Raw genomic sequence first — 15,253 nt, forward strand, 5'->3', positions numbered from 1 at the left:
TCAACATGCACGGTGGGAGGCAATATCTTAAATTTGCACAATACTCATGCATTATTTGCATGAATCAGACGTAAAAGTAGCACTAACTATTATTTCCATGGTGCTGCCTGAAATAGCTGTGAAATCCATTCACCAAATGCGCCTGTGCGAGCTGATATATAGTGACGCGACGCTCGAACCAGATAAATTCCTCCATCACTATCAAAATGCCATTGCGGCATTAATTGCACTAAGGACCCTGAATGTATGTCTTGAGCAACAAGCCACTCTCCAGCACCAAGTATTCCAATGCCAGCCTTTGCCGCCTCTAGCATGGCGATACTATCGTTAGTGACTAAGGTTCCGTTGGTACGAACCATGGCTAGTTGTTGTCCATCGGACAGGCGCCATATCGGGTAGGAGTGAAGACTGGGGTTACCGATACAGTTGTGTTCAAGTAGTTGGTCTGGCTCTAGAGGCGTTCCATGCTGTTGCAAATAATTAGGTGACGCAACGAGAATTCGTTTATGGCTGATCAGCTTACGTGCAACGAGACGACTGTCGGTCAGATGCCCAATTCGAATAGCAGCATCAAAGCCACCTTCAATAAGATCGACATAATTATCGCTATAGCTAATATCTAGCTCTAGATTGGGATACTTCACCATGAATTCCGGAATTTTCGGTGCTAACCACAAACGTCCCATAGTGGCTGGAAAAGCCAGTTTTAGTCTTCCACTTAGATTATTCGCGTTTTCAGTCGCTTCTTCCTGCGCTTCCTCTATAAGGTCAGTCGCTACCCTATATTTATCAGCGAGACGTTTGCCTGTATCTGTTAGTTGAACTTGGCGTGTCGTGCGTTCAACCAAACGAACCCCCAGACGGGTCTCCAATGACGCTATACGTTTAGAAATAATGGTAGGATGTCGTCCAATTGCTTTTCCGGCGGCGGCAAAAGTTCCGTTAGCAGCAATGGCTAGCAGTGCCGCTATTTCATCAATATGTTGGCTGTTTATTTTCATTATAAATAGGGGCCTGCAGTCTAGTAAACACCTGCGAAGTTGTACGGAATCTGCTAGTGTTTTAACAATACACGAGGTAACGTCCTGATTTTTCCCTGTATAGGTTAGCGATTCAGGAATTAAATATGTCGAATAATTCTGGAATAGTATTAATCCATTGAGTTTTAAGGTAACAACGCTTTTTTTAGTTCGTCAATATCCTCTTCAATTGCTGTTTTCAACCCTCGTTTTTCTAGCCATTGCCTACCCCATATACTTAGATCCAAAACAAGCTTATTTAGTTCCCTCCCCTCTTCACTCAGTGAATACTCAACCTTAGGCGGAACGACAGCATAAACCTTGCGTAGAACTAGTCCATCTTCTTCCAGCTCGCGTAGCTGCTTCGTAAGTAATCGTTGATTAATACTAGGCATAAAACGTTGTAGTTCACTAAAGCGGAGGGTTCCATCTTTGAAGAGATGATAAAGGATTACTCCTTTCCATTTTCCTCCCATGATATGAAGAGCTGCTTCCATGGAGCACCCTGGGGCTGAATCGTAGTTACGTAATTTCTTCATGTTCACCTCTAAGTTACCTTTAGGTAAGTATATGTATTTTTTGCTGTATTTAATAATTTTGTTTATATGTTAGTTTAGTTAGCCTTAATAGCAAGTCACTTTCTGGAGAAATAATGTCAACCTTACTTTTTGAACCAATTACCATCAATGGTATTGAGTTTCGCAACCGTATTGCGATGTCCCCCATGTGCATGCACTCGGCGTCAGATAACGGGCATATTAATGATTTTCATGTAGTCCATTACGGAGCTCGAGCCCTTGGAGGAGCAGGTCTCATCATGCTGGAGACAGCCTCAGTATTACCTAATGGACCCATTGGACCTGGTGACATCGGCATATGGGATGATAGTCATATTGAAGGTCTAGCACGGGTGACTAGCGCTATTCATCGCTTCGGTTCCAAAGCGGGTGCACAAATTGGTCATGCTGGGCGTCAACTGGGTATTGACTTACCTTCAATTGCACCTTCTGCGATTCCTTTTACTTCTGATTCTCGCGTGCCACAAGCTATGACTGTCGATCAAATTAAAGAGGTCGTTGAAGCATTTCGCCAAGGTGCGCGCCGTGCTCGTGAAGCCGGTTTCGATGTAATTGAAATTCACTGTGCACACGGATATTTATTGAATCAGTTTTTGTCACCATTGGCGAATAAACGTGCGGATGAGTATGGTGGGAATCAGGAAAACCGTTATCGTATTGTGCGCGAAGTTATTGATGTAGTACGCAGCGAGTGGGACGGCCCACTGTTCCTTCGTATCTCTTCTACGGATTATGCTGAAGGCGGTAATCGGCCAGAGGACTTCCTCGTTTACGGTAAGTGGATGAAGGAGCAAGGTATTGATCTTATTGATTGTTCAACTGGCGGTATTGCTATGGTTGACGTAAACACTTATCCGAACTATCAGGTTCCTGCGGCTGAACTTCTTCGTCGAGAGTTGGACATCAAAACAGGTGCTGTTGGGCTTATCGAAACTGGTCGTCAGGCGGAAGAAATTTTACAGAATGGTCGTGCAGATTTTGTTTTTGTAGGCCGAGATATGCTCAAAGACCCTTTCTGGGCTCGCACCGCAGCTGATGATCTAAAAGTGGCTATTTCAGTGCCACCACAATACACTCGTTACGGCTCTGGCTGGCAGCGTTCACAACCAAGATTACCTGCCGCGCCATTAGATATAACAGTGGAGTGCACGAACACCTGATGTTCAGGGTTCGATATATTCCGGTTTTTTACCTTCAAATTGAAATACAGGATCTATCCTGTTATCCCCCTGATAGGGCATATCAAGGGGATAACCTCGTTGAAAAATCAGATTAATAAATCAGATTGATCTAATATAGCAAATACAGTCAGTTAAGTTGACTTGGATAAACCAGTTGCAATGATTTTTATCTCGATGGCTGCTGAATCTAAGACAATAAGTTCAAATGTCGTTAAACCACAATCAAATCATCAGAATCTAGACAGTTCTTTAAACAATTCGATACCTGTAGTGATTCATCACTTGCTAAACTAGTAAAATACTTGGCAAGGCTTTGTCCAGATATAAATTGCGTTTTCTATGACACATAACATATCGGTCGGAGATATATAGAAATGCGGGCCGGTGCACCATCACCGGCCCGTGTGCTTTCTAACTACTTGCGTCGGCCAAACGGCCAAACGGCCAACGTCTCATTTTGTCGATTTTATCGACCGATCTCGTCATGTCCTTGTAAACACGCCCGGCTAACCTGTTTTGGAATACCTCCACTTTGTCAGCAATGGCTTTCATCTTCGGGCCGTGTCCGGTGTTGTACAGCCACTGCCCAAAAAAATAGAAGACCAGCATCACAATGAACATCACTGCGAAGAAACCAATTACCTCCGCAAGGGTAGCGTCCAAAGGTGATGGTTTCTTGCCTGCCATTGATTGAGTAGTTGTAGCGAAAGGAGATAGACCCCGCTTTGGTGACAGCAACATAGAGGCCATCACGGTCATTGACTTTGTAAAGTTTATCTTTGGGTTTGAGATTGCGTAGTTTGGTATCAGTCAGCATGTTTCGACCTATTATTATTGTTTAATACCATGCTGAAACACCCTTAAAAAACCAGAGGTTAATCTTTATAAAACAAATAGATATAAAAATTTAATACCATGCCCCATCAAAAACACTCAGCATGGTATCGGGCGTAATCCATGGCATTACTGATGAATCATACCCATCAAAATACCACGGTCAAACCGTGCTTGGCGTTGCCAGACATTGCCAAAATTGACTAAGCCAAAAACAAAAAAAGTCCGCAATTACGCGGACTTAAGGTTGATTTCGTGCCTGTTAATGCCAGACCTTTCTTAAAGGAGGATTATTCCCACTCAATAGTAGCCGGTGGTTTACCAGAAATATCGTAAACAACACGTGAGATACCGTCAATTTCGTTAATGATACGGTTAGAAACCACACCTAAAAACTCATACGGTAAATGTGACCAACGCGCCGTCATAAAGTCGATAGTTTCAACACAACGTAGTGAAACAACCCAATCATATTTACGTGCATCGCCCATAACCCCTACCGACTTAACAGGTAAGAATACAGTAAACGCTTGGCTTACTTTATGATAAAGCTCAGCTTTGTGTAGCTCTTCAATAAAGATAGCATCAGCACGGCGTAGTAAATCACAGTACTCTTTTTTAATTTCGCCAAGTACACGTACACCTAAACCTGGCCCTGGGAATGGGTGGCGGTAAAGCATGTCGTACGGTAAACCAAGCTCTAAACCAATTTTACGTACTTCGTCTTTAAATAATTCACGTAATGGCTCAACTAAGCCCATTTTCATGTCATCTGGTAAGCCGCCCACGTTGTGGTGAGATTTAATTACGTGTGCTTTACCTGTCGCTGAAGCGGCTGATTCTATTACGTCTGGGTAAATAGTCCCTTGACCTAACCACTTCGCATTTTTAAGCTTTTTAGCTTGCTCATCAAATACATTAATAAACGTATGGCCAATGGCTTTACGTTTTTCTTCTGGATCTGATTTGCCCGCAAGGTCAGCTAAAAATTGCTCCTCAGCGTCTACTTTAACAATGTTTAAGCCAAATTTATTGCCAAACATGTCCATAACTTGCTGACCTTCGTTTAAGCGAAGTAAGCCATTATCAACAAATACACATGTTAGGTTTTCGCCAATTGCACGGTGAATCAGCATTGCTACAACAGATGAATCAACACCTCCTGATAAGCCTAAAATAACTTCATCATCGCCAACGGTTTCTTTAATGCGCTCAATAGCATCATCAATAATTTTGGCAGGTGTCCATAGCTTTTCACATCCACAAATATCAATTGCAAAACGCTCTAATAAACGTTGTCCTTGATGAGTGTGCGTTACTTCTGGGTGAAATTGTACACCGTAAAAACGTTTTTCTTCGTTAGACATAGCAGCATGCGGACACGTTGGTGTTTTAGCTGTGGTGCTAAAGCTTGCCGGCACTTCCATTACTTTGTCGCCGTGGCTCATCCACACGTCTAAAACGCCGTTGCCGCCATCGGTAATATGATCTTCAATTGCATCGAATAATGCACAGTTACCCACTTTTTCTACTTGTGCATAACCAAACTCTTTTTTATCTGAGCTGTGTACACTGCCGCCAAGTTGAGCTGCCATGGTTTGCATGCCGTAACAAATACCCAGCACTGGCACGCCAGCGTTAAACACGTATTCAGGTGCACGCGGGCTGTTCTCTAGTGTGGTTGACTCAGGGCCACCAGATAAAATAATACCTTGTGGATTAAATTCGCGAATTTGCTCTTTGGTCACATCCCATGCCCACAGCTCACAGTAAACGCCAATTTCGCGGATACGACGCGCGATTAATTGAGTGTATTGCGAACCAAAATCTAAAATTAGAATTCGTGAATCGTGAATATCTTTGCTCATGAAGGATCTCGTAAAGTAGATGCTAGATTCCACTAATTTGCTTAGTGGCTATAAAAGAGGGCTGGTAATTCCAGCCCCGTAATTTAAACGTGTTGTTTAACCTAAGCGGTAGTTAGGCGCTTCTTTGGTAATTTGCACATCGTGAACGTGCGACTCACCCATACCTGCAGATGTAACACGTACAAACTGCGGTTTAGTATTTAGCTCTTCAATGGTGGCACAACCCGTTAATCCCATTGCGCTACGAAGGCCACCCACTTGCTGATGAATAATCGTTGCAATTGGGCCTTTATAAGCGACGCGACCTTCAATACCTTCAGGTACTAATTTGTCAGCTTGGTTAGATTTTTGGAAGTAACGATCCGACGAACCTTCTTTTTGATCCATCGCACCTAATGAGCCCATACCACGGTAAGATTTGTAGTAACGGCCTTGGTAAAGTTCAACTTCGCCTGGCGCTTCTTCTGTACCAGCAAGCATTGAGCCCACCATTACACACGATGCACCCGCAACCAATGCTTTAACAATATCGCCAGAAAAACGAATACCGCCATCAGCAATTACTGGAATGTCACGCCCTTGTAAGCCATCTACCGCATCAGAAATAGCCGTAATTTGTGGCACACCACAACCTGTAACAATACGCGTAGTACAAATTGAACCTGGGCCAATACCTACTTTAACCGCATCCACACCTGCATCAGCAAGGGCAATTGCGCCTTCGGCTGTAGCAACGTTACCGGCAATAATTTGTAAATCTGGGTAAGTTTCACGAGTTTGAGAAACACGGTCAATAACACCTTGTGAGTGGCCGTGTGAAGTATCGATAAGTAAAACATCAACACCCGCCTCTACTAATGCAGCAATTCGCTCATCAGTACCTGCGCCAACACCAACTGCAGCACCTACACGTAAACGACCTAGCTCGTCTTTACATGCATGTGGTTTGTCTTGCGCTTTTTGGTAATCTTTTACGGTGATCATGCCTTTTAGTTTAAACGCATCATCAACCACTAAGATTTTTTCAATACGGTGTTCGTGCATTAAACCTAAAATTTCTTCGCGCGATGCGCCTTCTTGAACCGTTACCAGTTTGTCTTTTTTAGTCATAACGCTAGAAACTGGCTGTTCAAGCTTCGTTTCAAAACGCATGTCACGACCAGTAACAATACCTAGTAGGTTATTTTCGCTATCAGTAACCGGGAATCCCGAGAACCCTTTTTCTTGCGAAAGAAGCGTCGCATCTGCAATGGTTAAATCGGCAGACACAGTAACAGGGAATGACACAATACCTGCTTCGTAGGTTTTAACTTTACGTACGTTTCTCGCTTGTTCTTCAATGGTCATGTTTTTATGGATAAAACCAAGACCACCTTCCTGCGCGAGGGCAATAGCTAAACGAGCTTCTGTAACAGTATCCATAGATGCTGAAATAAGCGGCAAGTTAAGTTTGATACCACGCGTTAAGCGAGTTGAAATATTTGCCGTGTGTGGCAAAACAGTAGAATGACCAGGTACTAAAAGTACGTCATCAAAGGTAAGAGCTTCTTTAGCGATTCTAAGCATTTTGGCAACTTCTCACATGTGGATCTAAGATAAGGAATTGCGGCCAAATTTTAACAGCGTTGTGGGCATTCGTAAATAATATTTCGCAAATATTTATGATAAACTTGCCTTATAACTTGCCTCATAATAGTTTTAGGTTGTTTTTTATGTTTTCGAAGCCTTCGCAAACGGTTTACACCGTATCGCGCCTTAACAGAGAGATTCGTACAGTTCTTGAGCAGGGCTTTGCATCGCTAATTTTAACAGGCGAAATTTCTAACTTTATTACCCCTGCTTCTGGGCACTGGTACTTTTCGTTAAAAGATGAAAAAGCACAAATTAAAGCGGCTATGTGGCGCGGCAATAACCGCTCTCAAAGTTACCGCCCTGAAAACGGCACACAAGTAACAGTAAGAGCCCGTGTTTCACTTTACGAACCACGCGGTGATTATCAGCTTATTGTTGAGCATATGGAACCTGCCGGTGAAGGCCAGCTTAAGCAAGAGTTTGATGCATTAAAAATGCGCCTAGCCGCTGAGGGCTTGTTTAGTTCGGCCTATAAAAAACCACTGCCGCAAAATATAAACCGTGTAGGTGTAATAACCTCAGCAACGGGCGCTGCTATAAAAGATATATTAACCGTACTTAAACGCCGCGCACCGCAATTAGAAGTCATTATTTACCCAGCCATGGTGCAAGGCAAAGAAGCCCATGTGCACTTAATTAACCAAATACAGTTAGCCAATGCACGCAATGAGGTCGACGTACTTATTGTAGGGCGAGGCGGTGGCTCGTTAGAAGATTTATGGTGCTTTAACCATGAGCAGCTTGCGCGTGCTATTTATCAAAGTGAATTACCCATAGTCAGTGCGGTAGGCCACGAAATAGACACAACCATAAGCGACTACGTTGCCGATGTACGCGCAGCAACGCCCTCAGCAGCCGCTGAGCTTGTCAGCCCCAACACGCAAGAGCTACATGGCAAGGTTATTGAGCTCATTAACCGGTTAAATAATGCCTTTAAACACGATATGGCCGATAAGCGTGCACTAGCAACAGAGTTACAGCATCGGCTTAACTTGTGTCATCCGCGCAATCAACTTAATCAAAAAACGCAGCGATTAGATGAGCTAACTATTGCCTTACAACAGGGCATGCGCAATCGCCTTTACCAACAAGAGCGCACGCTTAATAATTTAACCCCGCGTTTAATGCGTCAATCGCCTGATAAAAAGTTATCGCAGGCCAGCCATCAGCTTATGCAGATACAAACTCGGCTTGAGCAAGCAATGCAGCACAAGTTGCAACACGCGCAAAATAGTTTAGCGCTGCAAGCGAGTAGGCTCGACTCGGTAAGTCCACTTAATGTTTTAGCGCGCGGTTACAGCATAACCAAAACCCAACAAGGCAAAGTGATTAAATCGGTAGATCACATTAAAACGGGTGACGTGCTAATTACAGAGCTGGCCGATGGCGCTATAAAATCAACGGTGTTGTAAAGCTCTTTCAGTTAAAGCTCTGTGGCCATTAGTAAGGTTAGTTCGGTGTCGCTTGACGTTGAGGTTGTTCTTTTAAATTGCAACCAAAACTCTTGCTTCATTAACTTATCGTTTAGCTCTCGCCATTGGGTATGATCAAACGAGTCGTTATCAGTAGGTGCAGCAAGTTCAAATTTACATACTGTGGTTTTACACGCTGCACTAACAATCTCTGGGATAGAGCTTAGATCAGAGGTAAGTAAAAAATCTTGTAAAGCTATTTCTGTTTGATAAGCCCACTCTTCATTACGTATTTGCTCATCAAATTGCGCTTGCAAAACGGCTTGTGCATCAGAGGGGTCACGCAGCTGCTGCGCCGCGTTTTTCATCAAGGCTTTTTGCGCTGCTAATTGCTGTTTAAGTTGCGATACTTGCTCTTCTAAAGGAAGCTCATCTAGCGGTTGTGGTTCTGGTTTAGGGGGATTATCTTTTTGCTCTATATGAGCGCTTTGTTCAGGGGCAGCGGGTACAACACGCTTTGCTGTTGCTTCACTGCTTTTAACTGGCTGAACAAAAGGTGCCTGCTGCTTTGTATCAGCATGTTGTAACTTTGCGGGGTTTGCGTCACTTGAAGATAAATTAAAGTAGCTCCACGTTAAACCTACACCCGCAATAAATCCTATCCCTAGTGTTAATAAGCTATTTTTGTTCATTTTAATTCCTTTTAAAATTATTTTTATTTATACAGGCTGCTATTACAGCATGGCGCTGGTGTGTGATTCGTTTTCAGGCTCTGGAGTGGTTAAAAAGTTTTGGTTCATACTTTGCGCCGGACACGGACAATCCGGTCTGCCAATAATTTTAGCCGGTACGCCTACAGCGGTGGTATGTGGCGGTACCGCAGTTAAAACGACTGAACCTGCGCCAATACGTGCGCCCTCGCCTACTTCAATATTACCCAGCACTTTAGCGCCTGCACCAATAAGCACACCGGCTCTAATTTTAGGATGACGGTCGCCCTGCTCGTTACCCGTACCACCAAGCGTGACCGATTGCAGTATTGATACGTTATCTTCAATTACCGCCGTTTCACCAATAACAATACCGGTGGCGTGGTCAAACATTATCCCTTTACCAACCTGACACGCAGGGTGAATATCAACCCCAAACACTTCTGAGGTTCGGCTTTGAATAAAACGAGCAAGCTCTTTACGGTTTTGCTGCCACAAGCAGTTAGCTAAACGATGCGCTTGAATAGCATGAAACCCTTTTAAGTTTAAAATAACCGTAAGGTAGGTTTCGGCTGCCGGGTCTCTGTCTTTAACGGCTTTAATATCTTCGGCCACATAAGTAAGCATACGGTCGCACTTTACAAACGCTTGGTCGAATAACTCACGTATTGTAAAAGCCGATACAACAGCATCTGCCAACTTATTAGCAACAATAAAGCTTAACGCCGAACCTAAACACTCATGATTTAAAATGCATGAATACACATGACTTGCTAAAAGGGGTTCGCGAGTTACAACTTCATTAGCTTCACTACGAAGCTGTTGCCAAATTTCATGACGCATAATACTACACTGCCTTAAATTGATATAAAAAGAGCCTTTTCCTAAGTTTAACGGATTTAAAGCCTAAGGTGTTAACGCCTTAGTTATTTGTTCTGGTTATTAGGTATAACTAAGAGTAAAAAAATTATATGAGTGCTAAATCACTCACACACAAAGCATCTTTTCCTTTATCTTTTGCTTTATAAAGTAAATCGTCTGCTTCTTTGATTAAATACGCACAGGTAAAGTCACTACTGGGTGTAATAGTAGTGAGGCCTACACTCACTGTAAGGGTTCTGCTTGGTAATGAATGTTTATTTTCAATGTTTAACTGTTTTAATTTTTCTAAAATATCGTTCAATACTAACAAGGCCTGATCTGAGTTTGTATTTCCATACACTAAAACAAATTCTTCACCACCAAAACGGGCACATAAATCACCTGGGCGTTTAGTAAATTCATTGAGTACTTTAGCCAACCTTTTTAAGCATGTATCGCCTTGTTGGTGGCCGTAAGTATCATTGAGTAATTTAAAATCATCTATATCAATAATAGCCAACGAAAGCGGCATACCTAAACGCTGACAACGATTCCACTCTTGCTCTAAAAAGGTATCAAAAAAGCCTCGGTTAGCAATATCAGTTAAGCCATCAATAGCGGCAAGTTTTTGTACTTGCTCTTCAGCAAGTTTACGCTCGGTAATATTTTGATGACTAATAGCGTAATACGCTTTATCGGTATGGCTAAACGGCACTACTCGCATCATAAACCAACGCTTTTCATCTTCACTATGGCATGGATATTCTAAATAGAAGTCGTCATTAGCCCCCGAAATAACTGATTTAATGCCGTTAAATGCCTTTAAACCAAAGCTATCTCCTTTTTTAGCAGCTTTTTCACACTCTGCTAAGTAATTTTGCTGCTCCCACATATCACAGCAGGCACAATCGTTTTGCTCACCAAAGTTTTGCCAGCTTCGGTTTATATAAACTATGTCGCCTTTAGAATTAATAACCACTACTTGGTCGGGCGTGGTATCTAGTACCAACTTAAAAAACGCTTTATCGTCAATCACGAGCTTTCCATTTTAGCTTTGTTGTTAATCATTATAATCAATAACAATTTTTTAACACAATATTATTACTTTACTTCACGCTAGTTGCATAATTTATTAATGTGAAGTAATACTCCGTATGACAGCTAAGTAGTCTATAAAAAATATAAAAATTTTACTTTTACATTAAAAATCAGATACTAAAGCAGCATGACAGGTTACTGTCATATGCCAAACTAGCTACTGGCATACTACTGACGGCGTAAAAAATAAAAACAAACGCTAAATTAGCATCATCAACTCAACAAGGATAACGATGATGAAAAACGATATATTGAATACAAAAAAGCTTGGTTATAAATTTTACTTTCAAGATGGCGACAATCAAATAGCCTGTTTTGGAATCTACTTTACGGGTAAAGAAGAAGTGTTTGTAAACGATGACCTATTCAGTAAAAAACAAAATATCTACTGTGCAAGCACACACTCTTTTGCTTTTGAGGGCTCACAGTACCAAGTAAAATTTGACATGCTTAATATACTTACAGGGCGTCTGGAGTGCACTCTTTATAAAAATAGCAGTGTGATAGCCAAACAAGTTCAAAGTAGTCTTTCAGACGATCCTAAAAAAGCAGCATTTTTTCTTGCTGGCTGTACATTGGGTGGGGCGGTGTTTGGCTATACAACGGCAACAATTGTTGAACTATTTGTAGGGAAGCTTTAACGTGCAATTAAATCCTACAACAGTTAAATCGCTTAGAAGTAAGTTAGATTGGACGCAGCAACAGCTCGCAGATGCCTGCGATGTAAGTTTGCGGACCATTCAACGGGTAGAAAAAGAAGGCGCCGCTTCTAAATAAACCACTATGGCGCTTTGCGCGGTACTTGAAGTACGCCAAGGCGAGCTCATTAAACTTGATGAGCCTATAAATAATGACGTTAAAAGTACGCCAACTAAAAGCTTTTTAGCGGGAGTGGTTATTAGCTCCTTAATAAGCTTTGCTCTAGGCGCAGGCTCAGTGCTTTTAGCGACTAACTAATATTACGCTTTAATAGCATTAATTAAATAAAAATGCCCCAGGCTATAAGCACTGGGGCATTTTTTATATGTTAGAAAAAGAGATTAATTACTGAAACACTTTTTCAACAGCCATTACTTCAATGTTGTTAGCTGGAATAGCTAATTTATAATCGGCAATGACTTTATCCTCAGCAACAAGCGCTGCTGGTTTTTCTGTGTTGTAAACCATTGGCGATGTTTGCTCTGACACTAAACGTTTTTTCATGTCTTCGCCGTCACCGGTAATAAACACGTACTGTACGTTATCTGTTTGCAAATTATCTTTAATCACGCGATTAACATCAGCAAGCGTTAGCTTTTCAAGTTTACTTGTCACGTATTTTACAAACGACTCTGTGTTATAAAATTCACTATCAAGTGCATAACCTAATTGGCGGTTTTGACTTGCGACAAGCTGCGGTACGTAGTTAATTAAAAAGTTACGTGTTGCTTCAAAGTCTTTTTCGGTTAAGCCATTTTTAATAAGCTTATCCAGCTCAAACAGCGCGGTACGTGTTGCAAAGTGTGCATCGTTATTAGAGCGCAGCGGGCGTAACCAAATTTGGAATATTTGCTCAGAGCGTCCTAAGTTTGCATCAGGCTTAGTTTGAAACATGCCACGTGGGAAGTACTCAATGTAGGCGTAATCGCCGTAGTTCATACCACGTGTTTGACGAATTCGCTCATACAAGTATGAGTTAGAACTACGGTGCTCACCAAAGTACGAACGCACCAGCCAAAGGGCTGTCCAATCTTCACTACTACGAATAGTATCAATTGGGAAACCAAACGATACCGCAGTAGATTGCGCCGACTTTTCTACAATCGCGGCATGGTGACCTTCAAGCTCTGGCGCATCAGGAATACTTAAACGGCTTTGCTCGCCTTTAGGTAAGGTTGCTAAGTCGCTCATGATTTCTGCTTTAAGCGCTTTTGGCACAGCGCCAATTAAACCCAGTGTTAGTTTAGATTGGGTAAGCTCTGTGTTGTAAAATGCTTTTACATCATCAAGCGTTAGTGCTTCTAAATCCGAAATATCCCCGTAATTGTAGCTTTCGTATGGGTGATCTTTGTAAAGTGCGCTGTAAAGCACTTCTTTACCTAGCTCTTCATCGTTAGAGGCTTTTAAGCCCGACTTAATACCGTCGATCATTTCTTTTTTAAGGCGTTTAAAGTCATCGTCTCTAAAGCCTGGGTTAAGTAACTGATCGCTTACAAGCGCATACCATGTGGCAGCGTTATCTTTATGAATGCGCCCTTGGAATGACAGCATTTCTTTATCTATTTGATAACCAAAGCTGCCAGCAAGCGGATAAAGCGCTTTTTGTATGTCTTTGTAACTCGTACTTTGCGAGCCACCTTGAGCAAGCATAGCGGCGGTGAGCGCAGCAACCCCTTTTTTACCTTGCGGGTCTGCAGCAGCCCCTGTATTGAATAAAAAGTTTACATCAATCAGCGGCGAGCTATTCGTTTTATCAAGCACTTTAAATACGGGTGCCTCTGGCGCTTTATCACGCTTAGCTACTAATGCGTTTAAGCTTGTTTCTTGTTCAAACCCTGGCGCTTTATCAAGTGCCGACATAGTTACGGTAGTACGCGCGTCATCTACAAAATATTTATTAGCCACAGCTTTAATGTCTTGTGCTGTGATGTTGTCGGCCGATTTATAAAGCTGGTTAATAACCTCTGGGTCGCGCTCAAAATGCATATAACTTGCAAGGGTTGATGCAATCGCTTGTGATGAATCTAAGCCGTTAATAAAGCTGTATTTAAGGTTAGACTTTAAATCACTTAGTTTTTGCTCATCAACAAGTTCGGTACGTGCTTTTGCGTAAGTGCGGTTAATAGCATCGCGTGCTTTTGCTAAATCATCTTCGTTTTCTACTTTTACAAACACATGCAGTAAGCCAGGATCTTTTGTCTCTGGATTGTAGGTAAACATTTGACTCGCTATTTGTTTATCAACAACTAGCTCTTGGTATAAATCGGAGTTATTAGAAAAATAAAGCTGTGAGATTAAATCAAGTGCGGCTCTGTCCTTTTTAGCAGGCTCCCATGCAGCACCTTTGTAAGATACAAGCAACCAATGACCAGGCAAACCTTCGTTTTTCTCATGTACATATTTAGGTGCTTGCTGCGCAGGCTCAGCTTTAATATCGGCAACGTAATCGCCTTTTTCCCAGCCACCCCAATGTTTTTTAACCATAGCCATTGTAGCTTGTGGGTCAACATCGCCCACAATCACTAGCGATACATATTCAGGCTTATAAAACTTATCAAAAAATTCTTTACCGTAAGCCATTTGATCTGGCATGGCTTCTATATCTTCAAAAAAGCCCATGGTGGTATGTTTATAAGTGTGCGTATCAAACGCTTCTTCGCGTACTGCGCTCAATAACTTACGAATTGGGCTGGCGTTATTTTTTAAATATTCCCCTTTAACCGTTAGCGCTTCGGTTCTAAATTGCTCTTCGGTGTAGGTTAAGTTTTGAAAAATATCGGCTTCAATTTCAAGTACTTTATCAAGGTGCTGCTTTGAAAAGTTTAAATGGTAGTTTGTGTAATCGTTAGTGGTGTAAGCACGGTTATCGACCCCTGCACTTTTAAATATGGCAGTGTATTCCTCTTGCGGAAATTTTTTAGAGCCTTTAAACATCATGTGCTCAAAAAAGTGAGCAAAACCGGTTTTACCTGCTTTTACTTCATTACGCGAGCCAACCGAGACCGGAATTTGCAGCGAGACGACATCGGGGTAATCAGTTTTAACAACCATTACGCGTAAGCCGTTATCAAGCTCTTCGATTAAGTACTCTTGCGAAAATACACGTTCGTCAGCTTTTGTTGTTTGCTGTTGTTGTGCCGCTTGGGTGTTTTCGCTTTGCTGTGTTGCGCAGCCTGTTAGTGCCAGCGATACCGCTAAGCTTGTTGCTAGTAATTTAAATTTCATTGTTGTCCCTTTTTAAATTGAGCAAATTTGTTATTAGGTTTAATACTAACTCGCTTAGATTATGCCCCAAAGCCACTAAATATAAGAGCTCATCGGCTATTTATAATGTAAACAACTGTGTCAATTCCCTATTTTA

Annotated in this window: 14 protein-coding genes and 1 pseudogene; 5 read left to right on the forward strand and 10 right to left on the reverse strand. The window is 42.0% G+C overall.

All coding sequences use genetic code 11. The annotated features are described in order from the left end of the window. Window positions 1-89: 89 nt before the first annotated feature. Both VOI46_RS12855 and VOI46_RS12860 read right to left on the reverse strand, forming a co-directional pair. Complete coding sequence (locus VOI46_RS12855; protein ID WP_004586139.1) at window positions 90-1,001, reverse strand: LysR family transcriptional regulator; 912 nt, start codon at window positions 999-1,001, stop codon at window positions 90-92. A 164-nt stretch (window positions 1,002-1,165) separates the two neighbouring features. Then, entirely contained in the window at window positions 1,166-1,558 is a 393-nt protein-coding gene (locus tag VOI46_RS12860; protein WP_004586138.1) for a helix-turn-helix domain-containing protein, read from the reverse strand. 113 nt (window positions 1,559-1,671) lie between these two features. Between VOI46_RS12860 and namA the strand changes: the two genes are divergently transcribed. Then, the gene (gene namA, locus VOI46_RS12865; protein ID WP_004586137.1) at window positions 1,672-2,757 is read left to right on the forward strand and encodes an NADPH dehydrogenase NamA; all 1,086 of its coding nucleotides are present in this window, start codon (window positions 1,672-1,674) and stop codon (window positions 2,755-2,757) included. 432 nt (window positions 2,758-3,189) lie between these two features. Here the strand turns inward: namA and VOI46_RS12870 are convergent, their stop codons facing one another. The 4 genes and pseudogenes from VOI46_RS12870 to guaB form a co-directional block, all read right to left on the reverse strand. Continuing rightward, complete coding sequence (locus tag VOI46_RS12870; RefSeq protein ID WP_051063377.1) at window positions 3,190-3,465, reverse strand: hypothetical protein; 276 nt, start codon at window positions 3,463-3,465, stop codon at window positions 3,190-3,192. After that, a pseudogene (locus VOI46_RS12875) lies at window positions 3,431-3,595 on the reverse strand (Arm DNA-binding domain-containing protein); the annotation flags it as partial. The pseudogene VOI46_RS12875 and the gene VOI46_RS12870, both read right to left, overlap by 35 nt. A 307-nt stretch (window positions 3,596-3,902) precedes the next feature. Then, window positions 3,903-5,480: a glutamine-hydrolyzing GMP synthase gene (guaA, locus tag VOI46_RS12880; protein ID WP_004586135.1), complete on the reverse strand. Its 1,578-nt coding sequence runs from the start codon at window positions 5,478-5,480 to the stop codon at window positions 3,903-3,905. A gap of 96 nt (window positions 5,481-5,576) precedes the next feature. Next, entirely contained in the window at window positions 5,577-7,046 is a 1,470-nt protein-coding gene (gene guaB, locus VOI46_RS12885) for an IMP dehydrogenase (protein ID WP_004586134.1), read from the reverse strand. 146 nt (window positions 7,047-7,192) lie between these two features. Between guaB and xseA the strand changes: the two genes are divergently transcribed. Then, window positions 7,193-8,524, forward strand: coding sequence for an exodeoxyribonuclease VII large subunit (gene xseA, locus VOI46_RS12890; protein ID WP_004586133.1), 1,332 nt, complete (start codon window positions 7,193-7,195; stop codon window positions 8,522-8,524). Between the two features lie 11 nt (window positions 8,525-8,535). Here xseA and VOI46_RS12895 read toward each other — a convergent pair whose 3' ends face one another. The 3 genes from VOI46_RS12895 to VOI46_RS12905 all read right to left on the reverse strand — a co-directional run bounded on the left by VOI46_RS12895 (window position 8,536) and on the right by VOI46_RS12905 (window position 11,131). Continuing rightward, window positions 8,536-9,216 carry a hypothetical protein gene (locus VOI46_RS12895; protein WP_004586132.1) on the reverse strand — a complete coding sequence of 227 codons (681 nt, stop codon included), beginning with the start codon at window positions 9,214-9,216 and terminating at the stop codon, window positions 8,536-8,538. A gap of 42 nt (window positions 9,217-9,258) precedes the next feature. Further along, window positions 9,259-10,077: a serine O-acetyltransferase gene (gene cysE / locus VOI46_RS12900; RefSeq protein WP_004586131.1), complete on the reverse strand. Its 819-nt coding sequence runs from the start codon at window positions 10,075-10,077 to the stop codon at window positions 9,259-9,261. A 124-nt stretch (window positions 10,078-10,201) separates the two neighbouring features. Beyond that, complete coding sequence (locus tag VOI46_RS12905) at window positions 10,202-11,131, reverse strand: GGDEF domain-containing protein (RefSeq protein WP_004586130.1); 930 nt, start codon at window positions 11,129-11,131, stop codon at window positions 10,202-10,204. 295 nt (window positions 11,132-11,426) lie between these two features. On the opposite strand from VOI46_RS12905, the gene VOI46_RS12910 reads away from it, so the two are divergent. From VOI46_RS12910 to VOI46_RS12920, 3 genes are read left to right on the forward strand one after another with little or no spacing between them, the layout of a single operon-like run. Further along, the gene (locus tag VOI46_RS12910; RefSeq protein ID WP_039972112.1) at window positions 11,427-11,834 is read left to right on the forward strand and encodes a hypothetical protein; all 408 of its coding nucleotides are present in this window, start codon (window positions 11,427-11,429) and stop codon (window positions 11,832-11,834) included. Window position 11,835: 1 nt separating this feature from the next. Beyond that, window positions 11,836-11,970, forward strand: a complete 135-nt coding sequence (locus VOI46_RS12915) for a helix-turn-helix domain-containing protein (protein WP_004586128.1) — start codon at window positions 11,836-11,838, stop codon at window positions 11,968-11,970. A gap of 6 nt (window positions 11,971-11,976) precedes the next feature. Further along, window positions 11,977-12,150 carry a hypothetical protein gene (locus VOI46_RS12920; protein WP_004586127.1) on the forward strand — a complete coding sequence of 58 codons (174 nt, stop codon included), beginning with the start codon at window positions 11,977-11,979 and terminating at the stop codon, window positions 12,148-12,150. A gap of 87 nt (window positions 12,151-12,237) precedes the next feature. On the opposite strand, the gene VOI46_RS12925 is transcribed toward VOI46_RS12920, so the two are convergent. Beyond that, window positions 12,238-15,117, reverse strand: coding sequence for a pitrilysin family protein (locus VOI46_RS12925; RefSeq protein WP_004586126.1), 2,880 nt, complete (start codon window positions 15,115-15,117; stop codon window positions 12,238-12,240). Window positions 15,118-15,253: the final 136 nt, after the last annotated feature.

The sequence above is a fragment of the Pseudoalteromonas sp. CuT4-3 genome, assembly GCF_035666335.1.
In the GTDB taxonomy this organism is placed as follows: Bacteria; Pseudomonadota; Gammaproteobacteria; order Enterobacterales; family Alteromonadaceae; genus Pseudoalteromonas; species Pseudoalteromonas atlantica.